At 58.3% G+C, this 26,045-nt stretch carries 25 protein-coding genes and 1 tRNA gene; 11 read left to right on the top strand and 15 right to left on the bottom strand.

Annotated elements, in window-relative coordinates; genetic code table 11:
• Nucleotides 1–162 precede the first annotated feature (162 nt).
• Nucleotides 163–1,380 carry an FAD-dependent oxidoreductase gene (locus KFE13_RS02750; protein WP_260705609.1) on the top strand — a complete coding sequence of 406 codons (1,218 nt, stop codon included), beginning with the start codon at nt 163–165 and terminating at the stop codon, nt 1,378–1,380.
• Here the strand turns inward: KFE13_RS02750 and KFE13_RS02745 are convergent, their stop codons facing one another.
• Nucleotides 1,381–3,351: a hypothetical protein gene (locus tag KFE13_RS02745; protein WP_260705608.1), complete on the bottom strand. Its 1,971-nt coding sequence runs from the start codon at nt 3,349–3,351 to the stop codon at nt 1,381–1,383. It lies immediately after the preceding gene.
• 56 nt (nt 3,352–3,407) lie between these two features.
• The gene (gene murQ, locus KFE13_RS02740) at nt 3,408–4,376 is read right to left on the bottom strand and encodes an N-acetylmuramic acid 6-phosphate etherase (RefSeq protein WP_260705607.1); all 969 of its coding nucleotides are present in this window, start codon (nt 4,374–4,376) and stop codon (nt 3,408–3,410) included.
• A gap of 358 nt (nt 4,377–4,734) precedes the next feature.
• Between murQ and KFE13_RS02735 the strand changes: the two genes are divergently transcribed.
• Together KFE13_RS02735 and lepB are read left to right on the top strand one after the other, a co-directional pair.
• Nucleotides 4,735–5,640: a serine hydrolase gene (locus KFE13_RS02735; RefSeq protein WP_260705606.1), complete on the top strand. Its 906-nt coding sequence runs from the start codon at nt 4,735–4,737 to the stop codon at nt 5,638–5,640.
• A gap of 156 nt (nt 5,641–5,796) precedes the next feature.
• Nucleotides 5,797–6,276, top strand: a complete 480-nt coding sequence (lepB, locus tag KFE13_RS02730) for a signal peptidase I (protein ID WP_260706894.1) — start codon at nt 5,797–5,799, stop codon at nt 6,274–6,276.
• Between the two features lie 10 nt (nt 6,277–6,286).
• Here the strand turns inward: lepB and KFE13_RS02725 are convergent, their stop codons facing one another.
• The 5 genes from KFE13_RS02725 to KFE13_RS02705 all read right to left on the bottom strand — a co-directional run bounded on the left by KFE13_RS02725 (nt 6,287) and on the right by KFE13_RS02705 (nt 10,116).
• Nucleotides 6,287–7,237 (bottom strand): VWA domain-containing protein, encoded by a 951-nt coding sequence (locus KFE13_RS02725; RefSeq protein WP_260705605.1) that lies wholly within the window; start codon nt 7,235–7,237, stop codon nt 6,287–6,289.
• A gap of 81 nt (nt 7,238–7,318) precedes the next feature.
• Nucleotides 7,319–8,080: a triose-phosphate isomerase gene (tpiA, locus tag KFE13_RS02720; RefSeq protein ID WP_260705604.1), complete on the bottom strand. Its 762-nt coding sequence runs from the start codon at nt 8,078–8,080 to the stop codon at nt 7,319–7,321.
• Nucleotides 8,081–8,132: 52 nt separating this feature from the next.
• Nucleotides 8,133–8,375, bottom strand: coding sequence for a hypothetical protein (locus KFE13_RS02715; RefSeq protein WP_260705602.1), 243 nt, complete (start codon nt 8,373–8,375; stop codon nt 8,133–8,135).
• 23 nt (nt 8,376–8,398) lie between these two features.
• On the bottom strand, nt 8,399–9,625 hold the full coding sequence (locus tag KFE13_RS02710; protein ID WP_260705601.1) for a phosphoglycerate kinase: 1,227 nt from the start codon (nt 9,623–9,625) through the stop codon (nt 8,399–8,401).
• Nucleotides 9,626–9,741: 116 nt separating this feature from the next.
• Nucleotides 9,742–10,116: a RidA family protein gene (locus tag KFE13_RS02705; protein WP_260705599.1), complete on the bottom strand. Its 375-nt coding sequence runs from the start codon at nt 10,114–10,116 to the stop codon at nt 9,742–9,744.
• Between the two features lie 13 nt (nt 10,117–10,129).
• On the opposite strand from KFE13_RS02705, the gene KFE13_RS02700 reads away from it, so the two are divergent.
• Nucleotides 10,130–10,858 (top strand): DUF6629 family protein, encoded by a 729-nt coding sequence (locus KFE13_RS02700; protein ID WP_260705598.1) that lies wholly within the window; start codon nt 10,130–10,132, stop codon nt 10,856–10,858.
• Between the two features lie 75 nt (nt 10,859–10,933).
• Here the strand turns inward: KFE13_RS02700 and gap are convergent, their stop codons facing one another.
• Nucleotides 10,934–11,938 carry a type I glyceraldehyde-3-phosphate dehydrogenase gene (gene gap / locus KFE13_RS02695; RefSeq protein WP_260705597.1) on the bottom strand — a complete coding sequence of 335 codons (1,005 nt, stop codon included), beginning with the start codon at nt 11,936–11,938 and terminating at the stop codon, nt 10,934–10,936.
• Nucleotides 11,939–12,071: 133 nt separating this feature from the next.
• The gene (locus KFE13_RS02690) at nt 12,072–12,305 is read right to left on the bottom strand and encodes a hypothetical protein (RefSeq protein WP_260705596.1); all 234 of its coding nucleotides are present in this window, start codon (nt 12,303–12,305) and stop codon (nt 12,072–12,074) included.
• Between the two features lie 165 nt (nt 12,306–12,470).
• Here KFE13_RS02690 and KFE13_RS02685 point away from each other — a divergent pair, with 165 nt between their 5' ends.
• From KFE13_RS02685 to KFE13_RS02665, 5 genes are read left to right on the top strand one after another with little or no spacing between them, the layout of a single operon-like run.
• On the top strand, nt 12,471–13,295 hold the full coding sequence (locus tag KFE13_RS02685; RefSeq protein WP_260705595.1) for an AAA family ATPase: 825 nt from the start codon (nt 12,471–12,473) through the stop codon (nt 13,293–13,295).
• Between the two features lie 45 nt (nt 13,296–13,340).
• Complete coding sequence (locus KFE13_RS02680; RefSeq protein WP_260705593.1) at nt 13,341–14,102, top strand: ATP-binding cassette domain-containing protein; 762 nt, start codon at nt 13,341–13,343, stop codon at nt 14,100–14,102.
• Entirely contained in the window at nt 14,099–14,731 is a 633-nt protein-coding gene (locus tag KFE13_RS02675) for an ABC transporter permease (protein WP_390891597.1), read from the top strand. Before KFE13_RS02680 ends, KFE13_RS02675 begins: the two co-directional genes overlap by 4 nt.
• Nucleotides 14,728–15,642, top strand: a complete 915-nt coding sequence (locus KFE13_RS02670; protein ID WP_260705592.1) for a glycine betaine ABC transporter substrate-binding protein — start codon at nt 14,728–14,730, stop codon at nt 15,640–15,642. Before KFE13_RS02675 ends, KFE13_RS02670 begins: the two co-directional genes overlap by 4 nt.
• 18 nt (nt 15,643–15,660) lie before the next feature.
• Nucleotides 15,661–16,194: a DinB family protein gene (locus KFE13_RS02665; protein WP_260705591.1), complete on the top strand. Its 534-nt coding sequence runs from the start codon at nt 15,661–15,663 to the stop codon at nt 16,192–16,194.
• A 3-nt stretch (nt 16,195–16,197) separates the two neighbouring features.
• On the opposite strand, the gene KFE13_RS02660 is transcribed toward KFE13_RS02665, so the two are convergent.
• Nucleotides 16,198–18,390 carry a DUF748 domain-containing protein gene (locus KFE13_RS02660; protein WP_260705590.1) on the bottom strand — a complete coding sequence of 731 codons (2,193 nt, stop codon included), beginning with the start codon at nt 18,388–18,390 and terminating at the stop codon, nt 16,198–16,200.
• A 1,082-nt stretch (nt 18,391–19,472) separates the two neighbouring features.
• The gene (gene ribA / locus KFE13_RS02655) at nt 19,473–20,111 is read right to left on the bottom strand and encodes a GTP cyclohydrolase II (protein WP_260705589.1); all 639 of its coding nucleotides are present in this window, start codon (nt 20,109–20,111) and stop codon (nt 19,473–19,475) included.
• 100 nt (nt 20,112–20,211) lie between these two features.
• On the opposite strand from ribA, the gene KFE13_RS02650 reads away from it, so the two are divergent.
• Nucleotides 20,212–21,657, top strand: coding sequence for a sensor histidine kinase (locus tag KFE13_RS02650; protein ID WP_260705588.1), 1,446 nt, complete (start codon nt 20,212–20,214; stop codon nt 21,655–21,657).
• Here KFE13_RS02650 and bshA read toward each other — a convergent pair.
• The 3 genes from bshA to KFE13_RS02635 all read right to left on the bottom strand — a co-directional run bounded on the left by bshA (nt 21,627) and on the right by KFE13_RS02635 (nt 23,773).
• A complete protein-coding gene (gene bshA / locus KFE13_RS02645; protein ID WP_260705587.1) occupies nt 21,627–22,781 on the bottom strand; it encodes an N-acetyl-alpha-D-glucosaminyl L-malate synthase BshA in 1,155 nt (384 codons plus the stop codon). The genes KFE13_RS02650 and bshA overlap by 31 nt on opposite strands.
• A 10-nt stretch (nt 22,782–22,791) precedes the next feature.
• A complete protein-coding gene (locus KFE13_RS02640; RefSeq protein ID WP_260705586.1) occupies nt 22,792–23,670 on the bottom strand; it encodes a ChbG/HpnK family deacetylase in 879 nt (292 codons plus the stop codon).
• Nucleotides 23,671–23,696: 26 nt separating this feature from the next.
• Nucleotides 23,697–23,773 (bottom strand) — tRNA-Val (locus KFE13_RS02635).
• A 159-nt stretch (nt 23,774–23,932) separates the two neighbouring features.
• On the opposite strand from KFE13_RS02635, the gene KFE13_RS02630 reads away from it, so the two are divergent.
• A complete protein-coding gene (locus tag KFE13_RS02630; RefSeq protein ID WP_260705585.1) occupies nt 23,933–25,396 on the top strand; it encodes an MBL fold metallo-hydrolase RNA specificity domain-containing protein in 1,464 nt (487 codons plus the stop codon).
• A 1-nt stretch (nt 25,397) separates the two neighbouring features.
• Here KFE13_RS02630 and KFE13_RS02625 read toward each other — a convergent pair whose 3' ends face one another.
• On the bottom strand, nt 25,398–26,045 hold the full coding sequence (locus tag KFE13_RS02625; protein WP_260705584.1) for a YdcF family protein: 648 nt from the start codon (nt 26,043–26,045) through the stop codon (nt 25,398–25,400).

The raw sequence follows: 26,045 nt of genomic DNA, 5'->3' as shown, positions 1-26,045 counted from the left end.
AAAAGATTGGCCTGGCAGTGTTGTTTTGCTGCCGGGCTTTATCTTGTTTGTTCAACGCGTCGCTTTTTCTGATCTACAAAGAATTTTTCCTCTATAACTGAAATGAGCATTGGCTCTCCAGACTATCTCTAAACGCTTTGACACATCTTCAGGAGATGCGCGATGAATCGTCGTTCCTTCCTTCAGAATTCTGCTGCCTTTGCCGGATGCAGCGCAGTGGGTTTGGCCGGATGCACCAAAAAGATAGTGCAGGCGCCCATAGCTGGAACGCCAGCGCTTCCGTTCTACGATGCTCTGGCGCCAATCGCTCCTATTCGCGCGCATGTCGACAGGATCTTCCGTATCACCGTATGTCTGCGGCCATTCCGCCCTGCCGGCCCGCGGCTTGATGTTGAACGTCTGGGAGACAGCGTTGTGATTCACAACTATGGGCACGGTGGAAGCGGTTGGTCGCTCTCATGGGGATCGGCCGATGTCGTCGTGCGAAAAGCGCTGGATGCATCGAATGGAAAGAAAGAACTCGCTGTTATCGGCTGTGGAGCGCTCGGCCTGACAGCGGCGATTACGGCACAGCGAGCGGGGTTTCGCGTAACGATCTATGCGAAGGAGCGCCCGCCGTTTGTGCGCTCGTCGCGGGCCACAGGTTCCTGGACGCCGGATTCGCGCATTGCTCTCACCTCCGCTGCTGGTTCCGGGTTTCCTGCGCTATGGGAATCGATGGCGCGCACCTCGTTCTCCATGTATCAGAGCTATCTTGGGATGCCGGGAAGTCCGATTGAGTGGACAGATCGGTATGCGCTGTTCGATCAATCCCGCGAAGAGCGTGCGGCGCAAGAGCCCCCGCAGGTCCATGACTTCGCGCATTACATGGAACGTATCGACGATATAACGCCGCGATCGGAGCGTATTCCGGAGGGCATGCATCCTTTCCCTACCAAGTATGTGTTCCGTAGCTCTTCGCTTACCTTCAATGTGGCAGACTACGCGCGTCAGTTGATGAATGACTTCCTGATCGCTGGCGGCAAGATCGAGACGCAGGAATTCCATTCGCCGCAGGAGATGACGTTGTTGCCTCAACCCGTCATCCTCAATTGCACAGGATACGGCGCCCGCCAGCTCTGGTCGGATGAAAGTGTTGTTCCCATTCGCGGTCAGATTGCATGGCTCATTCCGCAGGAAGGCGTCCGCTACGGCCTGTTCTACAAGGGCCTCTACGTGCTTGCACGACGCGATGGTATCGTTGTGCAGCCGGGAACCGGCGGCGAAGACGAAGGCTGGAACGATACCAATGAGCAACCCGACAGAGCCGCCGCCGCCGCGGGGGTTGAAGTCTTGCAGGAGCTCTACTCTCGCATGGAGAAGATGAAGCAGCGCACCTGATCAGGATGTCTGCCGTGGGTGTACTTCGACTCTGAGCCGAACCTCCTCCTGCGGCTTCATGACGATCTCAAGAGGAACACATTCGAAGCCCGGTACTAGATTGAAGGTGCGTTCTTTGGGGAGCGGCTGAAAACTTTGTCCCGTGCCGACTGTGGCGACGATGTCTCCCATCTTACGTCTGATCTGAACGGACCCGTTACTTGTGATGGTCGCCGGTTCGTTAGAGTTCGCAATTACAGGAACGATAAGCCGTGCAGAGGAGGCGTGAGCTGCCGAAGATTCAATTGTCGCCGCGATCTCCACCCCAGCGGCCGTGAAGTGATACACGAGACGATAGCGGGCACCGTTAGGCATAGGCTGATGCGAAGCCGTGAGTAGGCGTCCGCGCGCTTCAAAGGCAATCGTATCGGTTGTTGTCGTCCTGGTGAGAGAAGCCTCGTTGTCGCTGAGACTGGTAAAGACCTGCTCGCCCGCGCACTCAATCCGCGGTGTTAAAGTCATATGCGGCGCATCGCTGAAGACCTGCTGATTCGATAGCTCAATGAGTTGATACTGCGTCATGCTGGTCGTTAAAATGGGGCCGAGCGCTTGATGGTAGAGCAGCGAGAGAGCACCGCCCGTGGCATGACCTCCGCCTGTCGCGCCCGCTCCAGCCTGCACATGCTCCACATATTCCCAGTCATATTCAGTGACTGTGGCGCGCCAGTCGCCGATGGCAATCAGGTTGGTGCCAATCTCGGGAAACGTCTTCACGCCATATGCGGTATCGCGAGGAAGCGTGACCGTTCCGCTGGGCTCTGCCTGCTTTGTCCGGTCGAGCACCGTTGCTAATGCCTTGGCGTGCGTAAAGGTGTGGTGAATGCACGGCTGATCGCCATGAGCAAAATAATCCGGCCCACCATAGAGCAGACCATCGCGCGTACAGGCATGCATCAATTTGAGGTTGCGGTGCGCGGCTTCGAGAAAACGTGGGTCATGCTCGCTTAGCAAAACGTAGGCTGGATGACAGCCGTCGCTCGTACGGCTGCCCCACCATGTCCACTTGTAGTTTCGCGTTCCCCAGCTGTTGTCCCACGCGCCGTCAGGCAGCATGAACTCCATATGCGCCTTCAAAGAGCTGATGACGCGATCAAGAACCTCTTTGTCCCCTGTCTGCAGGCTGTAGAGCGCAAGGGCCGGAAGGGACTCCTCGACGTTATATCCAAGATCGACAGGGAAGCACCCCTTCGCTGTGCGCTGTTCCAGCGGATGCCCTTCGCCAAAGATCAACCCGTTTGGTGTGAAGTAGTGAAGGCTCTCATGCGCGAGAGCACGAGCGCGGTCAAGATATTTCTGCTCGCCCAGCACATTGCCGCAGAGAGCGAAGCAGTAGGATGCCGTGATCGGGTAGTTGATATTGCCGGTCTGAATCGAGATGAATCCATCGAGAAATTTTGCTGCACGCGCCAGACGAGCAGTCCATTGCTGCCGTGTCGTTGCATCGAGCAACGCGCCGTGATGATGGATCGCTTCGCCAAGAGCAATCGTATGGAATACAGTAATTCCTTTCCACGAGCTCAGCGTGACATCGTTGACCCAGCTTCCGTCTTCGCGGCCAACCTGCCTCTCCGTCCAGTCATAAACCAGCAGCGCTGCATTCAGATACTTCGCATCTCCTGTGTCATGCGCCACGCGAAGCAATGGATAGAGCGCATCGCCGCATCGCCCGTGGATGATGGAGCAGGCAGGGCAAAGCAGTGCGCCATGCAGCGCCGGATCTTTGATCGCGGTAACCTGATGCGCCAGCATTCCATCGCACCAGGTCTTCAGGAGGGTGGAATACAGATTCGAATCCGTGTGAGGATCAGCATCCTGCGCTGTGTTTGCGGCGAGTGCCGCAGCGGGAAGGGAAAGGGTAGATAAAAATCCGGCTGCAGAAAGATAAAGCAGCTCCCGCCGTGAGAGCTGCCCTTGGATGTCTCGTTCTGTCATCCGAGAATATTAGCCGAACTGCGAACAATTCGTCATGACTCTCGACTGCGCTCTATTTATAACTCCAACCGCGAGTCGTCGATTGCCAGCCGGACATTGCCATCCGACTTCGCCAGACGGCGAACCGCTTCCATCTTGTCGACGTTCGCCTTCAACATGACAACCGCGATTGGAATCGATTTACCGGCGGATTTGATGGTGCGGATCGCTGTTTCACGGTCGATATTGCAGACTTTCATCAGAACGCGAATGCCACGCTCAACCAGCTTCGCATTCTTCATGTGCACGTTCACCATCAGGTTGTCGTACACATAACCAAGCCGCGTCATCGCGCCCGTCGTGATCATATTCAGGATCATCTTCTGGGCAGATGCTGACTTCATGCGGGTTGAGCCGGAGATCACCTCTGGACCAACCTCAGCAATGATAGTCGTGTCGGCTACATCAGCCAAAGCTGTATTCAGGTTGCAGGTCACTGCTGCGGTCTTGGCTCCGCGAGCGCGTGCATACTCCACCGCGCCAACAACGTAAGGCGTGCGCCCCGATGCGGAGACGCCAATAACAATGTCCTTGCGTGTCGGGCGTCGGCGTGCAATATCGCGCTGGCCCAACTCCGGCGAGTCCTCATTGACGTCGGAGGCCGAGGCCAATGCCTTCGGTCCACCGGCCATGATGTACTGCACCTGCGCTGGAGCGGTCGAAAAGGTTGGTGGGCATTCGGAAGCATCCAACGACGCAATGCGACCGGACGAGCCTGCTCCAACATAGATCAACCGTCCACCATCGCGAAGCGAGCGGGCGACCGTGTCGATGACGATGGCAATCTCCGGGAGAGCCTTCTTCACGGCGGCGGCAATCTTGTTGTCTTCGTGGTTGATGATGCGTGCGATCTCGAGAGCGGACTTCGTATCGAGACCTTCAGAGGCAGAGTTAGATGTCTCCGTGACGAGTCCAAAGAACTCGTCGGGGCCGTTTTGAGCGGATTTCGACGGCGGGGTCGACTCGATCATGGTGAGTGTAGCCATAGAGGTTTTGCGTACTGCAGCGTCGTGCTTCCTCTTTCTAGACGATTCTAGTCCTAAGATGGCTTAGATGCGTAGGGAAACGTATCCGGTTTGATACAACGAAGGTCGGCCACGCCTCCTGCCACGGCTCTCCATGCCTGGCAGTACCTTTGTTTTTCTTCCCCCTTCGCCTCATGCATCCGGGGAATTTATCTGTAATATGCAATCCATGGTGAGCAAACGATCGAGGCGGCTGGCAGCAGCCAGTGCCTTTTTTTTAGCATTCGGAACTAATCTCCTGAGAGCCAAATCTCCGTCCAAAGCGATGGATGCCCAGCACGTAGACCAGCCTCTCCAGCAGCGTCTGGAGGCATTGGCGATGAGCCATCACGGGCACGTCGCTCTCTACGCGAAAGACCTTAAATCGAGCAGGGTTGTAGCTATCGATGCGGACCATCCCGTGCAGACGGCCTCTGTCATCAAGCTGGCGATTCTGTTTGAAGCCATGGAGCAGGTCCGTTCCGGCAAGGCTCGCTGGGACGAAAAGCTGACCCTGGCCAAGGGAGACGGAGTCAGCGGCTCGGGCGTGCTGACCTTCTTCGATACGCCACTCTCCCTGACGCTCAAGGATGTCCTGACCATGATGGTCATCGTCAGCGACAATACGGCTACGAATCTCGCCATTGATCGTTTTGGCGTCGATGCCGTCAACGGCCGCATCGCGTGGCTGGGATTGAAGGATACCCATCTTTATAAGAAGATCGGCAAGCCGTCGACAGCGCCCATGCCTGCCGATCAACCGAAGTTCGGGCTCGGCAAGACCACCGCTCGCGAGATGGAAGTCATTATGGAAAGGATCGGCCGCTGCCAGCTCGGTGCTGTAGGTGAGCCCATGCAGCAGGGAGACGCCGCGATCTGTCAGACGGCGCTGACCATGCTGCGTAACCAGTTCTATCGCAATACGATTCCGCGCTATCTCGAGACGCTGGACTCCAGCGAGACCGGTTCAGGCATCGGCAGCAAGACCGGGAGCCTGAACGCTGTCCGTAACGATGTAGCCATCGTGGCCGGCAAATCCGGCCCCATGATTTTGTCGATCTTTACCTACGAAAATGAAGATAAAAGCTGGACTGCGGACAATCAGGCTGAGATGATGATTGCAAAGCTCGCAAGACAGATCGTCGAAGCATGGTCCCCCGAAGGCATTGATGGCAGGAATCTGCTTCCAGGTCTGGGACTTACAGGAGATGCCGCAGCTAGTTCACCTGCTGGTGCGTCTAAATAATGGGAGGAGAAGAGCAAAACGGTGCAGTCCGAAGCCCAGCAAGATCAGCACGACACACAGGCCGAATCGACGGGTTTGCCCTCCTATTCCGGATCACCTGAAGCTGCACCTCCCGCCAGGCCGCGAAAAGGCGGAGCGCACTCCTGGTTTCGCGACCTGATCATCTCGGTCGCTGTTTCGACCTTCATCATCATCTTTCTCTACCAGCCCGTCCGTGTTGAAGGCACAAGCATGCTGCCCATGCTTGAAGATCAGGACAGGCTCTTCATCAACAAGCTCGCGTATCGCGTGGGCAGCATCCAGCGCGGCGATGTCGTGGTGTTTCTCTACCCGCACGATCATCAGAAGAGCTATATCAAGCGCGTCATCGGTCTCCCTGGCGACACACTGCGTATCGACCATGGACGCGTCTTCGTCAACGGTAAGGAGCTGGTCGAAAAGTATGTTCCTCCTCGTTTTACTGACGACCGCTCACTGCCGGAGACCGTTGTGCCGCAGCACGAGTACTTCGTCATGGGAGATCATCGCTCCATCTCCAGCGACAGCCGCGACTTTGGCCCCGTCAATCGCGAGCTGATCTACGGCAAGGCAGCCTTTGTCTATTGGCCTGTGGAGCAGGCGGGCGTAGTTCGCTAAATCCCACACATCAACGAGCGTAATACCCAGTCCGCGACCGCACAGTCATTGCTGGCTGCTTCGATTGAATCAGGATCTTGCGATACGTCCCATCGCGAACCGGGTTGGTGGACTGGTAGGCAACCTCGTAGAGTCCCCGCAGTTCTTCCGCAATCTCGGCAAAGGCAGCCTTCACGTTTGTTGTGTGTGCGTCAAAGACCCGGCCGCCGGTCTGTGACGTCAGATGATCGAGAACGCGTACGCCATAGCGATTCCGTGCCGTCATTTGTCCGTGTTCCATCTCCGTGTAGCGAATCGCATAGATCAGCACATTCCCATTCTGCGCCGCCTCGATGGCGTCGATCAGGTCATGCTCGCTTGAGTTCTCCTCGCCATCGCTGAGGATGAGAATGATCTTGCGTCGCTGGCGAATGCTGGCCATCTTCTCCCGAACGGAGAAGTAGATCGCATCGTACAGAGCCGTCCCCAACTCCCGTTTCTCTATCGGGCCGATCTCCGGAAAATCGGCTTTTCCCTTGTCGAAACGCCTGATCCCATCCGTAATTGCCGCCGCCGATGCAGTGTAGTCGCTCACCAGCCGCAGGTGGTTGCCGAAACAGAGCGCGAAGGCCTGATCCTGTGGGCTAAGCAGCGCATCCAGAAACGCTTGTATGTCCTTCTCATGTTCTCTGACGAACTTCTCCTGACTGCCGCTCTCGTCGATCACCAGGCCAATGCTCAGGGGCAGCGTCGTATGGTTGGCAAAGAAACGGATCTTCTGCGGAACGCCATCTTCCGCAACAGCAAAATCATCCTGCGTGAGGTTCGAGATGATGCGGCCTTCGGCATCATGCACGCTGAAGGTCGAGTCGATTAGGTGGGTCTCTACCTGAATCGTCGGCACCGATTGCGCCTCCAGTGACAGGGTTGCCGCGGCAAGTACAGCAAACAGGGGTGTCAGGCCCACCAGTCGAAGGCGCATTCCATCTCCAGAGAAGTGATGGGAGAGATACGATGCCTGCGGCCAGTCCGTTCCCTCAGGACCAGTCGCAAAGATTTATCGCTATGCTTTGGTTGCGTTGATCACAATCTGGCTGAAGGAAACCGGATCAAGCGAGGCCCCGCCAACCAGCGCGCCATCGATGTCTTCAAGACCGCACAGTGCCGAGGCATTGTCCGGCTTCACGGAGCCTCCATACAGAATGCGTGTTGCCGCCGCGACTTCAGCTCCGGCAATCGCAGCGATCTTGGCCCGAATGATCTTGTGGGCCGCTTCTGCAATCTCCGGCGTAGCCGTGCGCCCCGTACCGATGGCCCACACAGGCTCATAAGCAATCACCAGCGGCCCAAGCGTCGCCGGATCGATCCCCTCTAGCGCGACCGAGACCTGCAGGTTCAGCACATCGGCCGTCAGATTCGTCTCACGTTCGTTGAGGTGTTCGCCCACACAGACAATCGGGGTAAGGCCATGCGCCAGCGCCGACTTCAGCTTCAGGTTGACCGTCGTGTCCGTCTCGTTGAAGTACTGCCGCCGTTCTGAGTGACCAACCAGCACATGCGTTGCGCCGATAGCCGTGAGCATGCTGGGCGAGGTCTCGCCCGTATAGGCGCCCTCGTTCAACCAGTGCATCGTTTGCGCGCCAATAAAGACTGACTTCCCACGCGCAGCATCCGTCAACGCCTGAAGCGACGTCATCGGAGGGCAGAGAACAATCTCAGTCGTCTGGTTCGACTTAACCAGCGGATAGAAGCTGGTAAGAAAAGCCGTCGACTCAGCAGGCGTCTTGTACATCTTCCAGTTGGCAGCAATCAGTGGTTTTCGCATGGGGGATCAGTATCCCATCTTCTGTGGTGAGCTGTGAAGAGACATACAGAAGCTAGGATTCATGGCGTTCGATACGGTGAAGGACGATAAGCATTCCAATCACGCCCCAAAGAACAGGAACGAGCATGACTGCCATCTCCGTAACACCACCTGCGACGGCTCCGATACCGGAGTGATAGCGCTGATAAAGCGCTATCCGCAGATAGCCGACAGCGGTTGCCAGAAGCAACGAGAGGATTACTCCCAGAACGGCCGAAACAACAAAGGCGATTGCGGCAATCCATACTTTGCGCATATTGACCTTATCGAAGGCCGGATTTACTTGTCCGTCAGTGCAGCCACTCCCGGCAATACCTTGCCCTCGAGAAACTCAAGACTCGCACCGCCTCCGGTCGAGATATGCGAGATCTTATCGGCCACGCCCGACTGCTTGATCGCAGCCACCGAATCACCGCCACCGACGATGCTGGTCGCATCCTGATTCGCTGCAACGGCCTTGGCAACGGCGTTTGTCCCTTTAGCGAAGGCAGGCATCTCGAAGACGCCCATCGGCCCGTTCCACACGATGGTAATGGCGTCGGCGATCTCTTTCTTGAACAGATCAATCGAAGCAGGGCCGATATCCAGCCCCATCCAGTCAGCAGGGAAGGCGCCTGTGCCCGAGAAGATCTGCGTCTTCGCATCGGCGGCGAACTTATCGGCCAGAACATGATCGATCGGAAGAAGGAAGTTGACGCCCTTCTTCTCCGCCTTTGCCAGCGCAGCCTTGGCTACATCAATCTTGTCGGCCTCCACCAGAGACTTCCCCGTCTCCTGTCCCTTCGCGTTCAGAAAGGTATAAGCCATGCCTCCGCCGATGATCAGCGATGTCGCTCGATCCAGCAGGCTGTCGATCACCTCAATCTTGTCGGAAACCTTTGCGCCGCCAATGATTGCAACAAAGGGCTTGATCGGATCGCTGACCGCCTTGCTCAGATAGGTCAGCTCTTTCTCCATCAGCAGCCCGGCCACGGAGACAGGCACATAATGCGTGATACCCTCCGTCGAAGCATGAGCGCGATGGGCCGAGCCAAATGCATCGTTGACATAGATATCGCACAGCGACGCAAGCTGCTTCGCAAACGCCGGATCGTTCTTCTCTTCTTCAGCATGGAAGCGCAGATTCTCAAGCAGCAGCGGTTGCCCGGGCTCCAGGCCAGCGACCATCTCGCTGGCAATGTCACCCACGCAATCCGGCGAGAAGGCGACATTTTCGTCATCGCTGATAACGTGATCCAGCAGCTCGCGCAGCCGGTCCACCACAGGACGCAGGCTCATCGACGGCACCACTTTGCCCTTAGGCCGTCCCAGGTGCGAGCACAAAATCACGCGCGCTTTGCGACGCAGGCAGTACTCAATGGTCGGGATCGTCTCGCGGATGCGCGTATCGTCAGTGATGCGTGGAGCGCTGTCCGGCCCATCGATAGCGAGCGGAACATTGAAGTCAACACGAATAAGTACGCGCTTGTTGGTCAGATCGATATCGCGGACGGACAGCTTCGACATGCAGATTCCTTTTTTTGATAGCGCAGATAGATTCATTTCCATCTGCTGAGAATTGAGAATGTTCACTGCATCCATGATTCTAGTCATGAAGGACAGGCTGTGGACTGGAAATTACTTTACTCCGGAATCAAGGCATCGGCTTCAATCTCAATACGCCACCGTGGATCAAGCAGTTCCTTGACGACGACCATGGTCGCCGCCGGGCGTGTGATCGAGAAGAACTTCCCATGCACCCTCCCAACCGCCTCCCAATCCTCTGCGCGTGTAAGAAACATGCGTGTGCGGTAGACGTGCTCAATAGAAGCGCCTGCGTTCTTCAATGCGGTAGCGATGATCGTTAAACATTGATCCGTCTGCTCAGCCACATCCAGATCGTCTGCACCGACAGGCCCTGTGCCCGAGACATGCACCTGATTGCCGATGCGCACAGCGCGCGAGAAGCCGATGATCGGTTCGTAGGGAGATGTTCCAGGAATATTCGTGCGCGTCATATCAGGAATTGTAGTGGACAATATCGAACTTGGATCGTTCACGTATGATGCGGGCATACAGGAGGGAGAAGACGTGTGCTTTTCGGCAACGGCCAACTTTATCGGAAGTGGCGTACTGGGAGCAGTTGGAGTCGTTACGTTGACTCAGGTCAAGCATAAGCGCGAGCTGCTTTTTGCCTCGCTGCCAACGCTGTTTGCGATCCATCAATTTATCGAAGGCTTTGTCTGGCTCGGCCTCGATGGCCGTCTCTCGCCCGACCTGACGCACAAGATGGCCGCAGCCTTTGTTCTCTACGCACAAGGCCTGCTGCCTTTTCTGATCCCCTTGAGCGTCCTGCTCTTCGAGGCCGACAGAAACAGCCGCCGTCGCATGCTGCCGTTCCTTGCGCTCGGGACAGGCATAACGCTCTACATGCTATGGGCACTCATTGCCTATCCCCTGCAGGTCTTTGTTGAGCACAACAGCATCGTCTACATCAACGACGGAACCAACAACACAGTTCTGGCCATACTTTACGTGATCGCTACCTGCGGCTCTTTATTCTTCTCCAAAGAACGTGACATGGTCTCATTCGGAGCTGCAAACCTCATCATCCTTCTCATTGCGATGGCCATTAAGCGTTATGCCTTCACCTCGGTCTGGTGCGCGTATGCTGCCGCGGCCAGTATCATCATCCTCGCCTACTTCTGGCGAAGCAAGCTGCGTCGTCCCTTCCGATACGGCGAAGTCATCTGGGGATGAACGTAAGCGATAAAAAGACAAAAGCGCAGAGCATGCCATCATGCTCTGCGCTCCATCTTCTATGAAGAAATTCTCTTACAGACCCTTATTCACCAGGAACAGGATCAGGTCCTTCACGCGGTTCGAGTAGCCCCACTCGTTGTCGTACCAGCTGATGATCTTGCCGGTATTGCCAATCACCTTCGTCAGCTTCGAGTCGAAGATCGACGACAGCGGATTGCCGCGGAAGTCGCTCGAGACCAGCTCTTCGTCCGTGTAGCCCAGGATGCCCTTCATCGGGCCCTCGGCTGCAGCCTTGATCGCCGCATTGATGCTCTCCACCGAGATCGGCTTCTCCGACAGGAAGGTCAGGTCAACCACCGAGACCGTCGGGGTCGGGACACGGATCGAGAAGCCATCCAGCTTGCCCGCCATCTCCGGGATCACCAGCTTCAGGGCCTTCGCGGCTCCCGTGCTCGTTGGAATCATCGAGAGAGCAGCAGCGCGAGCGCGGCGCAGGTCCTTATGCGGAGCATCCAGCACAACCTGGTCGTTCGTGTAGCTGTGGATCGTGTTCATCAGGCCGTTCACGATGCCGAAGTTGTCATGCAGCACCTTCACCACGGGAGCAAGGCAGTTCGTCGTGCAGCTCGCGTTCGAGATCACGTGGTGCTTCGCCGCATCGTACTTGCCTTCATTCACACCCAGCACAATCGTGATGTCTTCGTTCGATGCCGGAGCTGAGATGATGACCTTCTTTACCGTAGAACCCAGGTGCGCCTTGGCCTTCTCTGCATCGGTGAAGAAGCCAGTCGATTCGACAACCACCTGCGCTCCAACCGAAGCCCAGTCCAGCTTGGCAGGGTCGCGCTCCGCGAACACCTTGATCTGCTTGCCGTCGACCGAGACGTAGTCCGCTCCATGCTTGATGTCGTGGTGCAGATTGCCCAGGATCGAGTCGTACTTCAGAAGATGTGCCAGCGTGGCCGGAGTGGTGAGGTCGTTCACCGCGACGAATTCAATATCAGGATTGCCCAGAGCGCTGCGAAAGACATTCCGTCCGATACGGCCGAAGCCGTTGATACCTACCTTTACAGCCATGGTTACCGTAACTCCTGTCGTGATGCGAGGTATTTATTCGTTTTAAGTATTGTAAATCGCGAAAATGGCCGAATAACCCATCGACCCGGATGCTATCACCCTCGCACGCACGCAGCAAAATACAGGGCACCCTCTAGAAATTGAAAAACCTCTTCCTTAGAGCATCTTCGTAGGCCTGTTTCGCCTCTTTGGCTGCATCTCCTGCACGCTGTTGCTCAAAAGACGCACCTTCCCACGTATCGATCTCGGCGATGGAGTGATCTCCTGAGGCCAGAGACTCCTCACGGCGTATAGCTGCAACCCAGTTTTCTACGGCGACTTTGTAAGCGTGCTGCAATTGATCGAGTTCTGTGCTTTCTGCGGCCATCGTTCACCTCGTGAGCGGTGAGCTTAACGCTCTTCTGTGAACAGACGATGTAATCTTTAAAGGAAAGAAGGGTATCGGCCCGGTACATGCAACGATTTGCGGGCGCCTTTGGCCCTGTGTTACAAGCGAGATATGCGCGAATTGCGCGAATGGATAAGCGAAAAGATGAGACGACGCCCAAGACGTGGACCGAATGATTCGGAGTCCACGGGCAAGAGCGGGCAGGAACTGCCCACGAACCAGCCAGCACCGCTGAAACCCTCTTACTCCGACCCTGTGCCCGACTCTGGCGTACAGCATGCGGAAGAGATTCCGGCGCCTGTTGCCAACACGCAGCACCAGGTGCCTGCACCCGAGACTCCCGAGCAGAAGGTCGTCGTCGAGACGCAGCCTGAATCGCTCGCGACGCCACCCGCAGAACTGCCTCCGGCCCGCTCGCCGAAGGGCTTCGTGGTGCTCACCATTGGGCTTCCGGGCTCCGGCAAGACCACCTGGTACAAGCGCCGCGGTGTTACGCCGCTGTCGAGCGATCTGCTGCGCACCATCCTCTTCGACGACATCACCGAGCAGCGTTATCAGGGACTGGTCTTCTCCACGCTGCGCAGTCTGCTGCGCGCGCGATTGATCGCCAAGATGCCGTGGAACTATGTCGACGCCACTAACCTCTCGCCGCACGAGCGACGCCAGTGGATTCGCATGGCCAAGAGCTTCGGCTACGAGGTGCAGGCCGTCTTCTTCGACGTGCCGCTGGCCGTCTGCATGGAGCGCAACCGCAAGCGCGAGCGTTCCGTGACCGACGAGGTCATGCAGAAGATGGCAGACCGTCTCAAGGCCCCCACCTTCAAGGAAGGTTTCGAGAAGATCACCATCGTTCGCGTCAAAGGCCAACCCGGCAGCGCCGTCCAGACAACGGGCCAGCCTGCTGAGGCTGCGTCGGAAGAAGCGAGCCCGCAGCACGGTCACGACTTCGACCCCGAGGCCGCGCAGTAGCTTTTCAGGTTCGCGCCGTAGTTTTGCAAGTTGTAGAGTAGAGAGATGCCCACGGTTGGCGTTGAGTTCGCGAAGGTGAGCTATACGCCTGCAGGTGGGCATCTTGTTTTGCGCGATATCTCGCTCGCGCTCGAAACCGGAACCACCACCGCCATCCTCGGCCGCAGCGGCTCCGGCAAAACCACCCTTCTCCGCATGGTCAACGGGCTGGTCTTGCCCACCTCTGGCGAAGTCTTCGTCGCTGGCAGGGAACTGTCGCCCTCATGGAGCGGTACCGACGTTGTCGCCTTACGACGCGGCATCGGCTATGTCGTGCAGGAGACCGGTCTCTTTCCCCACATGACCGTCGAGCGCAACGCCGCCCTCGGCCTTGAGCTTGCCGGACGCTCAAAGTCCGAGTGCCACGACCGCGCCCGTCAGGTGATCGAGCTCGTCGGTCTCGACTTCGACAGGCTGCACACACGCTACCCGTGGCAGCTCTCCGGTGGCCAGCGCCAACGCGTCGGCCTCGCCCGTGCCCTGGCTCTCGATCCGCCCATTCTCCTCATGGACGAGCCCTTCGGCTCGCTCGATCCCATCACCCGTGCCGAGCTCCAGACGATGCTGAAGGCTCTCCTCAAGCGCATGCAGAAGACCACCCTCCTCGTCACCCACGATCTGGATGAGGCCATCTACCTCGCCGACCGCATCGTCTTTCTCGCCGACGGAGTGATCGCGGCAGACCTTGCCTCCGGCGATGTTCTCGCCTCTGAAAATCCTCAAGTAAAAGATTATGTTTCTGCAATTCGACACACAATAAAAGCATGATGGATGTATTCCAAAAACACGGCTCCGAGATCGCCCGCCTGACCTTTGAGCACCTCTGGCTCACCATCAGCGCCATGCTCTTCGCTGTGCTCATCGGGCTGCCGCTCGGCATCTTTCTCGCTCGCCGCCCTGCCTGGGCAAGGCCCGTCATCGGCTTCGCCAACATCGTGCAGACCATCCCCAGCCTCGCCCTCTTCGGACTTCTTCTCCCCGTACCTTTTCTCGGCGAGGATGCCGCCCGTCTCGCCATCGTCGCCCTCACTGGCTACGCGCTTCTCCCCATCCTCCGCAACTCCTACACCGGCATCCGCACCGTAGACGCCGACCTCGCCACCATCGCCGACGCCATGGGGATGACCACCCGCCAGAAGCTCTTCAAAGTCGAGCTCCCCCTCGCCGCCAGCGTCATTCTCGCCGGCATCCGCACCGCCACCGTCACCTGCGTCGGCGTAGTCACCATCGCTGCCGCCATCGGAGCAGGCGGCCTCGGCGAGCTGATCTTCCGCGGAGTCGCCAGCGTCGACAACAGCCTCGTCCTCGCCGGAGCCATCCCCGCCGCCCTCCTCGCTCTCGTCGCCGACGCCGTCCTCGGTCTGGTCGAAAAGAAGCTGTCGGTGCGCCGCGCATGAAGTCCCGCAACGCAGCAGTCCAACGAGTCACCCCGGCAGCGATTCTGGCACTGCTCCTTCTCTGCATAGCCTGCGCGCCGCCGCGTTCCTCGCGCATCACCATCGGAGCCAAAAACTTCACCGAGCAGGTCGTCCTCGGCGAGCTCCTCGCCCAGCAGATCGAAGCCGCCACCGGCCAGCCCGTAGCCCGCCGCTTCTACCTCGCCGGAAGCTACATCTGCCAGCAGGCCCTCACCACCGGCCGCATCGACGCCTACGTCGAGTACACCGGCACCGCGCTGACCGCCATCCTCAAGCAGCCTCTGCCGCCCCTCGGCCAGCGTACCCAGGCCCAGGTCTACGACACCGTCCGCCGCCTCTACGCCACCCGCTACCGCATTCGCGTTGAGCCCGGCCTCGGCTTCGAGGACACCTTCGCTATGGTCGTGCGCGGCTCCGACGCACAGAGCATGGGCCTCAAAACCATCTCCGACACCATCCCACATGCTCCTCAGATGCGGCTCGGCGTCGGCTACGAGTTCGAGGAGCGCCCCGACGGCCTCCACGGCCTCGAAGCCACCTACGGCCTCCACTTTGCCGGATCGCCACGCCTGATGGATCTCGGCCTCCTCTACCGCGCCCTCTCGTCGAATCAGGTCGACATTGTCGCCGGCAACTCCACCGACGGCCCCATCCGCGCCCTCGGCTTCGTCGCCCTCGAAGACGACAAGCACTACTTTCCTCCCTATGAGGCCGTCCCCCTCGTCCGCGAGGACTCTCTCGCGCGTCACCCTCAGATTCAAACCGCCATGGACCAGCTCGCCGGCAAGCTCTCCGCCGACGAAGTCCGCGCCATGAACGACGCCGTCGACCGCCAGCACCGCGACGTCGCCGAAGTCGTGCGCGAGTTCCGCAAAAATAAGGGACTATAAAAGGGAAGAGGTGCCCTCATGACGGAGAAGCGCGAGAAAACCGAGAAGCCTGAGAAAAAAGTCGAGCCCTGGCTCCGCGGAACCCATACCGCAACCGACGCTGTGCGCCGCGGCGTCCTGCACGCCCTCGAGCTTGCCGCCGAAGACATTGCTCTCTGGTGCGACCCTCTCGACGGCACCCAGATGGAACTTCAGCCGCTCAACCTGCCCTCCGTTGGCTTCCATCTGCGCCACATCGCCCGCTCGCTCGACCGCCTGCTCACCTACGCCGAAGGCCACCAGCTCAGCGAGCGCCAGCTAAAACTCCTGCGCTCCGAAGCCGAGTACGTCGACCGCGAAGCTACACTCATGGAGTTCGCCGAGGCCATCGAAATCTCCTTCAAGCGCATCCTCGCCATCCCGCTCGCCACCTACGAGCAGCCCCGATTCGTCGGCCGCCAAAAACTCCCCACAACCGTAGGCGGACTCCTCGTCCACGTCGCCGACCACACCCAGCGCCACGTCGGCCAGGCCATCACAACCGCCAAGGTCGTCATGGCCCAGCGCGTTTAGCTCTTACTTATGCTTGTTCAGCAACCCGCCCAGCGCATTGGTCAATGAGTTCGTCGGCGACTGCTTGCTGACCGGATTCTTGCTTCCCCCCGTAAAGGCGCTCGCCCCACTGCTCAGCGCACCGGCCATATTCGGCGTAAACGTCGGATTCGACGTCGTTCCTCCAATCGCTACCGGAATGCCGTTACGAAGCGCTCCGGCGGCAATGCCTCCAACCGAACCCGCCGCCCCGCCTCCGGGAATCATCCCCATCAGAGCCCCGGCAATGCCGCCCGCTCCTGCCGCCGCGCCACCTTTGCCGCTTCCCAGTAGACCCGTCAGCTTCAGCACCACGTTGTAGTTCAACGCTCCTGAAGCCGCGACCGTTCCAGCCCCCGTCGCCGTACCCAGCGCAGGCATATCCAGCACCAGGTTGTCCGTGCGCACATTGCCACCCTGCACACGAATATTCGTGCTCAGCGAACGGATCGCCGTCGTCGAACCCGTCTTCGCACCCGTCAGCGCCGTAACCGCCTGCAGCTTCGAGCCCAGATCGAACCCCGCAAGATTCGTATTCTCCAGCCGGATCGGCCCGCTGATCACCGGCTCCGCCGACGAGCCCGCTACATTCAGATTCATTGTCAGCGTTCCGCCCTGCAGCCGCGATCCCGTCGGCAGGTGAACGCCCACCGAAGGAAGAAACTCCTGCAGCTCATCCACCGGCAGCGCCTGTCCATTTACCTGCAAATTCAGCGTCGTCGTTGATCCGCTTAGCTGATAGGTGCCGCCAATATTCACCACCGCGCGGCCAATCGTAATCACTGCCTTCTGTACCTGCCCAGCCTGCGTCTGCATATCCTGCGCTACGGCGATCTGCACATCGACGGGTTTGGCTGAAGGAGATCCATTCGCCGCCAGCTGCAGACCCTGTATGTTCGTCGAGACATTCGCATTCAGGTTCTTGCCGTCCGAAAGCGCCTTGACGTCCAGATTGGCCAGCCCCTTGATCCCCGCATCCGGTGCAACAACACCGCTCGCCGCCAGATCCACATGGTTCAACACCGCATGCGCATTCAGCGGAGTAGCCATGGCATTCGTCTGGTTCAGTGGCCCCGCCGTTCCATCCGCCGTCACCGAACCACCACCGGGAATCTGCGCCGTCAGCTTGAACGGAGCCGAGCTTGTCGGTGTCAGTCCCGTGATCTCCGCATTCAGCTGCTGATACACCGCCGGGTTCTTCCTCCCCGGAGCCGTCAGCGTTAGCTGCCCGTTCTTCACCTGTAGATGATCGGCCGAGAAGGTGCTCATCATATCGCTGGAGTCAGGTGCCTTCGCCGGAGCCGCAGCCTTTGGCTTGCCGTTGTCCGTCAGCGTCAGCTTCGGCGTATCGACCACCAGATCGACCACGTGAAGCTGCTGCCCGTTCCACGTTGCGGTGCCGTCGATCGCATCAATCGTGCCTGACAGCCCGGAAGCAGCATCGGCAAAACCAGCCGCCGTCGGATCAAGGTGCTTGACCGACAGCTTCGCCGAAAACGGAGTCAGCGAAGCGTCCTTCTGGTTAATCGGCCCCACATTGCCGGCAATGCTAACCGTCCCATCTCCCGGAAGATGTGCCGACACGTTGTACGGAAACTGCTTCTCAAATGTGAAGTTCTTCGCTTCAATATTCAGCTGATCGTAAGTGCGTTTCGGAGTAGCCGCCGCCCCCGCCGCAGCTTCCGTGTTGACGGTCAGCTGCCCGTTCGTGACTGTGATCTTCGCAATGCTCACATCCGGCGTCGCACTGCTGCTGCCCGCAGGCTTCGCCGCATGCGCTCCGCCAATCGTCGAATAGTTCCACATCCCGTCCGCATGGCGAATCAGGTTGATCTTCGGCTCATCGATCGCAAAGCCGGTGATGCTCACCTTCTTGCTCAGGAGCAGCGGAAGCAGCTCAACGCCGATCTTCACCTTTTTCGCCGTAAGAAAAGGCTCGCTGCTGAAGGCCGGGTCGTCGGAGAGGGAAGCATTCTCCGCCACCAGGCTGCCGGAGAAGACCGAAAGGTCCAGCTTGCCCAGCGTCGCCTTCCGCCCCAGCGAACTCGAAATCTCCTGCTCAATGCGCTCCCTGAAGCTGTCCGCATTCAAAAACAGAGGAACCGCCAGTCCGGCAACGACCACCAGAGCCACCACACCACCCAAAGCCAACAGTAAAGTCCTGTAGCGTCCCGTCATCGGCCACCCCCACGTCTTTCTGAAATTTCCTCTGCTGCTTCAGATGCCATGCAGTCTACCGCAGTCGCGTCTTCATTTCCGGGTAACGCGAAATCGCTCAATGGAAGGGGCCGCGTATCTTCCGTGAAGAATCGCATATCTCTCTCTAGCCGCCATTCCAAGCGCCACAAACCGCCTCACCAAGAAACACGGGCTTAAAGCCTCCTTAAAGCGAAGTCGAAGGGATGCCGAATCCAACCGCCACGAACCGCCTCCGTAAGAGAGATACGGCTCAGAGAAGAGATACGGCTTCAGAGCCTTCCCTCAAGCCAAGGGCGAAGGGTCTCTCCGCATTTCTTCGCAGAACCCTTCCCCGCCACCAAAGCGGAGCCTTCTCCCAACCACCAAAGTGGGTGCCCCATCTTCGCTCGCGCAGCGAGCTAAGGTGGGATCGCACAAACCTCCCCGCCATCACTAGCAGGTGCCATCCATGCCACGACAAGCAGGTGCAAATCCATGGCCCACAATAGGGTGTGGTGGGGAGCCTCGTCCATAGCGCACCAAAACATGAATGTCCTTTCTCAGCCACCAAAACGGATGTCCCATTCATGGCGAAGCCTCATCGCAACATGAGGGTTGAGCGATTCGCGCAACCGTACGACCGATTCCCGGGCAACCCGAGCCCTCAACCCAGGGCATCTCGACATGCGCGCCGCGAACCGCTTCTAGGTACGCCAAGCCTTCAGGCTTGGCCTCTAAATCTAGCTGCCGCGAAGCGGCCACCGCTCTGCCGAAGGCCGGAGTGAAGCCGAAGGCGTAACGACCCCCTGCCAGCTTGAGCGGAAAACGCCTGTCAAGCCCCCTAAAACCACAACTCCCTCATTCCAAAGCAAATAAACTCACAAAAATCTGCCGATAAGTTTCCCTCACTCCGCTACACTTAACTCAGCAAACAAAAAGCCCCGGTCCAAAAGGACCGGGGCTAACTCTTTATAAATCAATATTTTGAGCGTTAAATTATTTCGAATCAATATTTTACAAAAGGAACCCGGTGCTAAATCGAATCGAATGAATAATTTGCGCAAAAACCCAGGGGAGGGGTACTAGCTGACCAGGTGCCCCATCTTCTCCCGCTTCGTCAGCAGATATCGCTCATTCGTGGGCTCACTCGGGACCAGAGCGGAAATTCTCTCCGTGACCTTGATCCCTGCCTGCTCCAGCGCCTCAACCTTCGCCGGATTGTTCGTCATCAGACGAACGGCATGAACGCCAAGCTGCTTCAAAACCTCAGCGGGAAGCTCGAATTCACGGCAGTCAGCCTTGTATCCAAGCTCCAGATTGGCCTCAATCGTGTCCAATCCCTGATCCTGCAGCTCGTAGGCCTTCAACTTGGCCATCAGCCCGATTCCGCGGCCCTCCTGCTGCTCATACAGCAGAATGCCGGAGCCATGCTCCGTAATCGTAGCGAGCGCCAGTTCAAGCTGCTGGCGGCAATCGCAGCGCAGCGAATGAAACACATCGCCCGTAAGGCACTGCGAATGGATACGCACAATCGGAGGAGCCGAGTGGATATCGCCCATCACCAGCGCCACCGCGCCCTCAATCCGCTTCGCAGGAGCAGGAATGGCATCGTTGCAGGGCTCAGGATGGTCCACAATGCCTTCAAAACCAAGAATCCGGAAGTGTCCCCAGCGCGTGGGGAAGTCGGCATCGGCTACTTTATGGACGGCAGTAAAAGGCATCTTCGTCTGATTATACGTTTCAGCGCTCACAAGGATTGGATTCCCTTCGGGCACAATCCGATGCAGCCAACCCCAAAGACCGCAAGCGTAAAGTAAGAGTGTGACGCATATCACGCAGTCGCTGATCCTTATCACGCTCCTGGTCAAGCTGGGAGTCGCAGCGGCTCTGTCTGCATCGCTGGCCCGATCCAATGTCTTCAAGCGCATCCTGCTGGCCGCACACAGAACGCCGCGCGAGACGATCGGACTCGTTGCCATGATCTGCGCGCCGCTTGTCCTCGGCGTCCTCATCCGCGTCAAAGTCCCCAACTTCCTCGCCGCCGACATCTCTTATGAGGCGACCATCCTGCTCGGTGTCCTCGTCGGCCCGCTCGCCGCCATGGCTGGCGGAGCCGCAATGGCGATTCCAGCCATGGGACACCACGAATATTGGGCGCTTCCCATCAACCTGATCGTCGCTGCGGTCGCCGGGACCTTCGGACGCTTTGCTGATCGCGAGGATGTCTGGTCCTTCTCGCCCATGATCGACCTCAGCATCTATCGCTGGGTCACACGCAACCTGCGCCGGCCGCATCTGGACCGCCAGATTCTGCTGCTGGTGCTGATCGCAGTCCTGCAGCTCTGCCTCGGCTTCCTCTCGCACTTCTACCCAAGACGCTACTTCGCCCTCTACTCCTACGAGTGGTGGGTCGAGTTGCTGATCTGTGCCACTTCACCCATCGTCGTCGGCATCCCGCTCAAAATCTGGAATGCGATCCGTGTTGAAAAGAAGCTGGAAGAGCAGGGAAGGCTACTGCTGGAAGCCCGGCTCGATGCCCTGCAGCGGCAGATCAATCCGCACTTCCTCTTCAACACGCTGAACTCCATCACCTCGCTGGTACGTGTACAGCCTGAGCTGGCGCGAGAAATGATCGTCAAGCTGGCCAACATCCTGCGCGTGCTCCTCAAAGATCGCGAGGCGTTCGTGCCTCTGCGCGATGAGCTGGACTTCACCGACGACTATCTCGATATCGAAGTCGTCCGCTTCGGCGAGAAGCTGAAGGTCGTCAAAGAGATCGCTCCCGAGACGCTCGACGTTGTCGTCCCCGGAATGCTCCTTCAACCGCTCATCGAGAACAGCATCAAGCACGGACTTGAACCGCGCATCAGCGGAGGAACAATCACACTGCGCAGCCGCATCACAGACGACGGTATGCTGCAGATCGAAGTGGAGGACGACGGTGTCGGCATGCTCGTCGAGCAGAATGAGACTCCAGCCGCAGTCCCCGGCCTTCCGCCACCGCGCAGCGGCATCGGCATGCGAAACGTTCGCGAGCGCATGGCCGTGCAATACGGCGAGTTGGGGACCGTCGAGGTCAACAGCCGCCCCGGCCGAGGAACAAAAGTGACGCTTCGCATGCCGGTGTTGGATGCAGGCTCAGCAACATGGCCCGCAAGCGGCCGCGAGGTTATTGCTGCCGCAACGCATGTGATGGACGGCGTCATGCGCAAGGTCGATCCTGACGGAAGGTTCGGTCAGGCGTTGCGCTCCAGCACGCGGCGGTAATAGTCCTCATAAAGTGGAATGATGCGCGTGGTGCAGAAGCGGTCCTGTGCCGTACGTCGCGCCGCAGCAGACATGGCCTGCAGGCGCGGCTTGTCCTGCAATAGCCCGATTGCAGCTTCTGCCATGCGATCGACATCGCCAATCTCGAACAGTAGCCCCGTCACGCCATCATCAATCAGCTCTGGTACGCCGCCCACACGCGTAGCAATGGCGGGAACGCTGCATGCCATGGATTCAAGCGCGGCCAGCCCAAACGATTCCATCTGGCTGGGCATAATCATCAGGTCGGCAAGCGGAAGCAGATCGTGAACCTCGTCCTGCTTGCCGAGAAAGTGAATGCGGTCCTGCACGCCGTAGCGCAGGGCAAGCTGTTCCGCCGCGCTCCGATCTGGTCCATCGCCAATCAGCATCAGACGTGCAGGCAAAACACGGGAGACACGGGCAAAGACTTCGACGACATCCAGAACCCGTTTGACCGGACGGAAGTTGGAGAGATGTACAAAAAGGTGCTCATTCTCCGCCGCAAAGCGCGGCCGCATCTGGGCAACAAGCTCCGGCTTGCGCGAGTACAGATCGCAGTTGACGAAGTTGCGAATCACCTCGATCTCGTTCGTTACGCCAAAGGCCTCGCGTGTGCGATCCGCAAGATGCGACGAGATCGCAGTAACGCCATGAGACTGCTCAATGCTGAAGCGCGTAATCGGAAGGTAGGACGGATCGAGGCCAACCAGCGTGATATCTGTACCGTGAAGTGTGGTGATAAAGGGCAGCCGCCTGCGCCGCGCAACCATGGTATGCGTCGCGATCATCTGGCTGGCAAGCAGCGCGCTGACCGAGTGAGGAATCGCATAGTGCACATGCAGTAGATCGAGCGAATAGAAGTCGGCAACCTCAGCCATGCGTGTCGCCAGCGCCAGATCGTAAGGCGGATATTCGAAGAGCGGATACGTTGAAACCGAGACCTCGTGAAAATGAATATTCGCTTCGCGCCCAGTCAGGCGGAAGGGCTGCGACGAGGTGATGAAGTGAATCTGGTGGCCACGCGCTGCCAGCTCAATACCAAGCTCGGTGGCGACGACACCGGAGCCGCCGTAAGTGGGATAGCAGGTGATACCGATCTTCATCGCAGGTCTCCTACGTATGTGCAGGCTGAAGGCTACCAAAGTGGATGAGCGCGGGCGCATTAGGTTGCGCAAGTCTTTCAGGAATCGCAGCGAGGAGAGCCTTCATCTCCACCTCACGGTGGCTGCGAAGGCGAGTCGTAACGCGATCCAGATCGCGGTCGTTATAGCCGGGATGGCACACAAGCTCGAAGCTTCCCTCATCCGGCAGAGAGTTCAGAATCTCGGCAAGAGTTTCTGCGTTGAGATTCCCCGTCGCCGAGACGCCAACCGTACCGGCAGTCGTAACGACAGCGCGGTTCTCAATCTGTGGATGTCGCGTAAAGGAAGGCTGCAGTCGATTCAGCAGATTGATTTGCATTCGGCGTTTGAAGTCGGCATGAGCCAGCCGTTGTGTGAAATCCGGCTCAAAAGGATTGCGTATCGCTCCAATGGATGCTTGTTGCAGGACGCTCAGCAGAGGTCGTGCAACCGCGGGGAAGAGATGCGTATGTTTATGCGTATCGACGTGCGTGATGCGAATGCCCGCCTGTTGTAGCCGTGCGATCTGCGCATACGCCTCACGCACCAGATCTTCCTCGCGTATCTGGCCGCTCAAAAGCGCACGAACAAAATGAAGCAGTGAAGGCCGAAAGTTTTTCCCGTCGGGACCGATAAGCGAAGGAATGTGCTCAGGCGGTGATGCCGGAGCTCCGTCGGTAAACACAAGATGGCAGCCAACGCCGAGCGATGGATTTGCACGAGCCAGCACCACGGCATCGTCAAAGGCAGCGCCCGTAGCCATCAGCGTGGCCGACGTGAGCACGCCGGCCTGATGAAGTTCAATGATCGAGCGATTGATGCCAGGAGTCAGTCCGAAGTCGTCCGCATTGATGATGAGGCGGGAAGGCATGAGCAAGGGACTTCGGTAGAAATGGTTGGTGGGCAGAGAGGGACTCGAACCCCCGACATCCTGCTTGTAAGGCAGGCGCTCTAACCAACTGAGCTATCCGCCCACTTCTTTAACAAGTGTATGGGACGAGGGAGCGAGATGCAACGCTTGCTCAGGACAACATCGAAATTACCGCACAAATTTGTCAAAGCGCGGCGCGCCAGATATCTTCATTGCTTGTGTGCTCTCGCTCGTTGTGCGAGAGCTGGGAGGGAAGAGCTGCATGGGGATTCGGTTGCACTTTTGGGGAGCTGCGCAGACGGTTACAGGATCGTCGCACCATCTGGAGTGCGCAGGACGAAACATTCTGCTGGATTGCGGCACGTTTCAGGGCAGTCGCACACAGGCGCTCGATATCAACTCGCACCTCGCGCTGCCAACGCCTCAGATCGCCGGGCAGGGAGATGGTGCATTGGACGCTGTAGTGCTCTCGCATGCGCACATCGACCATAGCGGCAATCTTCCGTTCCTCATCAAGCAGGGTTATCGTGGGCCCATCTTCACCACGCCATCGACGATCGACCTGTGCGACCCCATGCTGAAAGACAGCGCGCATATCCAGGAAGGTGATGCCGACTTCATGAATCGCAGGCGCGGCAAGCGCCGTATGATCGGCGCGCCGGAAGGTGCTGCACCGATGGAACCGCTCTACACGACGGAAGATGCCGAGCAGGTTCTTCGTCAGTTCCAGCCGGTGAAGCTGCATGACCCGAAGCTGTTGACCGGATCCACTTCCGATGCCGGATTCACCATGACATCGTTCAATGCGGGACACATGCTTGGCTCGTCCTGCGTATTGCTCGAAGCCGTAGAGAACGGCCAGAAGACGCGCCTGCTGTTTTCAGGCGATGTGGGCCGCAAAAATCTTCCCATCATTCAGGATCCCGATACTGCACCCGCAGCCGATTACCTGATCATGGAGAGCACCTACGGCAACCGTATCCATCAGCCGATCGGCCCCGTAAAACAGAAGCTGGCAGCGCTGGTGCGTCGTGTAGCGGCGCGTGGCGGACACCTCATTGTCCCTGCGTTTGCCGTGGAACGCACGCAGCAGTTGGTTATGCTGTTGCACGAACTACACAACGAAAAACTCATTCCCGATATCCCCATCTTTGTCGACAGCCCGCTTGCCACCAGCGTTACCGAGGTCTTCCGCAAGCACACTGAAGACTGGGATCAGGAGATTACCGACTTCAACCATCAGGCTGGTGGTGACCCCTTTAGCTGGGATCGGTTGAAGTACACGCGCACAGTGCAGGAGAGCAAGGCGCTGAACGATCTACACGTTCCATTTATGGTGATGGCTGCCTCAGGCATGTGCGAAGCGGGAAGGATTCTGCATCATCTGAAAAACGGAATCGACGATCCGCGCAACCTCATCCTGATGACCGGCTATCAGGCGGCAAACACGCTCGGTCGCAAGCTGGTGGAACGCCAACCGGAGGTCAACATCTTCGGCGAACCGATGCGCGTGCGTGCCGAGGTGGATTCGATTGGCGAACTGAGCGGCCACGCCGATCAGCATGAGCTCCTCGATTGGATGGCTCCGGTCGTCCCGACGCTGAAGAAAGTCTTCCTGGTCCACGGCGAACCGCTGGCGCAGCAGGCACTGAAAGAGGAGATCGAGAATCGCTATAAGCTCGAGGTCTTCTGTCCGAAGCGCGGTGACCGTTTCGAAGTCTCGTAGATTAATGCGCTATTGCAGGGGTTCCCGGTACTGGCAGAAACCGCGACCCCTGCAGGCGAAGTTGCAGGCATCTCCATGCTTCGACAGAGTAGAGCACCACTTTGTGGTGAATGTCGTACTCCGGTGGCCAATTCGAAGGATGTGTGCGCCAGTCGATCGAAAGTGCTGGCTGGCGCGTATTGAACGCATTCATGATCAGTGCTGTTCGTCCCAGATGATAGGGCGAACTGACGATCTCCGCGGATGACCAGCCGTGCTGATGCATGATCGTAGCCGAGTAGTAGATGTTTTGAATCGTGTTCTGCGCCTGCCCCTCCTCGATGATGTCTGTCGCTGGAACACCCTGTTCTGCGGCGTAGACAGCCATGCTATGGGCTTCCACAAAATGATTATGTGCGGCGCCGCCGGTCATGATCAGACGAGGAGCGATTCCGGCCTTGTACTCGCGCACGCCTTCCAGCACGCGTTCGCGCTGCTCCGGCGAGGGCGTGCCATCGGGTTTCGACGGTGTACCCAGCACGATGATCGCGTCGAAATGGGTGGCCGCTGTATTGTGCGTAGGCAGCGTAATGTAGTTGCCGTAAATAACAAGAGCGGCAGCGAAGACAAGAATAAAGACGGCGAATAAAAACTGTCGGAGGAGTTTCAC

Origin of the sequence: Edaphobacter flagellatus (genome assembly GCF_025264665.1) — a bacterium.
In the GTDB taxonomy this organism is placed as follows: Bacteria; Acidobacteriota; Terriglobia; order Terriglobales; family Acidobacteriaceae; genus Edaphobacter; species Edaphobacter flagellatus.
The sequence above is the reverse complement of the archived record's forward strand: the minus strand, read 5'-3'. Positions and strand labels throughout refer to the sequence as shown.

Coding starts and splice junctions, on each gene's coding strand:
- KFE13_RS02735 (WP_260705606.1), top strand. CDS start 4,735: ATGAGCCATCACGGGCACGTCGCTCTCTACGCGAAAGACCTTAAATCG.
- ribA (WP_260705589.1), bottom strand. CDS start 20,111: ATGCCTTTTACTGCCGTCCATAAAGTAGCCGATGCCGACTTCCCCACG.
- KFE13_RS02640 (WP_260705586.1), bottom strand. CDS start 23,670: ATGCCTTCCCGCCTCATCATCAATGCGGACGACTTCGGACTGACTCCT.
- KFE13_RS02630 (WP_260705585.1), top strand. CDS start 23,933: ATGGGGATTCGGTTGCACTTTTGGGGAGCTGCGCAGACGGTTACAGGA.
- KFE13_RS02680 (WP_260705593.1), top strand. CDS start 13,341: ATGCCCACGGTTGGCGTTGAGTTCGCGAAGGTGAGCTATACGCCTGCA.
- KFE13_RS02665 (WP_260705591.1), top strand. CDS start 15,661: ATGACGGAGAAGCGCGAGAAAACCGAGAAGCCTGAGAAAAAAGTCGAG.
- KFE13_RS02710 (WP_260705601.1), bottom strand. CDS start 9,625: ATGTCGAAGCTGTCCGTCCGCGATATCGATCTGACCAACAAGCGCGTA.
- KFE13_RS02750 (WP_260705609.1), top strand. CDS start 163: ATGAATCGTCGTTCCTTCCTTCAGAATTCTGCTGCCTTTGCCGGATGC.
- KFE13_RS02660 (WP_260705590.1), bottom strand. CDS start 18,390: ATGACGGGACGCTACAGGACTTTACTGTTGGCTTTGGGTGGTGTGGTG.
- gap (WP_260705597.1), bottom strand. CDS start 11,938: ATGGCTGTAAAGGTAGGTATCAACGGCTTCGGCCGTATCGGACGGAAT.
- KFE13_RS02675 (WP_390891597.1), top strand. CDS start 14,099: ATGATGGATGTATTCCAAAAACACGGCTCCGAGATCGCCCGCCTGACC.
- KFE13_RS02715 (WP_260705602.1), bottom strand. CDS start 8,375: ATGCGCAAAGTATGGATTGCCGCAATCGCCTTTGTTGTTTCGGCCGTT.
- KFE13_RS02690 (WP_260705596.1), bottom strand. CDS start 12,305: ATGGCCGCAGAAAGCACAGAACTCGATCAATTGCAGCACGCTTACAAA.
- KFE13_RS02685 (WP_260705595.1), top strand. CDS start 12,471: ATGAGACGACGCCCAAGACGTGGACCGAATGATTCGGAGTCCACGGGC.
- KFE13_RS02670 (WP_260705592.1), top strand. CDS start 14,728: ATGAAGTCCCGCAACGCAGCAGTCCAACGAGTCACCCCGGCAGCGATT.
- KFE13_RS02745 (WP_260705608.1), bottom strand. CDS start 3,351: ATGACAGAACGAGACATCCAAGGGCAGCTCTCACGGCGGGAGCTGCTT.
- murQ (WP_260705607.1), bottom strand. CDS start 4,376: ATGGCTACACTCACCATGATCGAGTCGACCCCGCCGTCGAAATCCGCT.
- KFE13_RS02705 (WP_260705599.1), bottom strand. CDS start 10,116: ATGACGCGCACGAATATTCCTGGAACATCTCCCTACGAACCGATCATC.
- tpiA (WP_260705604.1), bottom strand. CDS start 8,080: ATGCGAAAACCACTGATTGCTGCCAACTGGAAGATGTACAAGACGCCT.
- bshA (WP_260705587.1), bottom strand. CDS start 22,781: ATGAAGATCGGTATCACCTGCTATCCCACTTACGGCGGCTCCGGTGTC.
- KFE13_RS02725 (WP_260705605.1), bottom strand. CDS start 7,237: ATGCGCCTTCGACTGGTGGGCCTGACACCCCTGTTTGCTGTACTTGCC.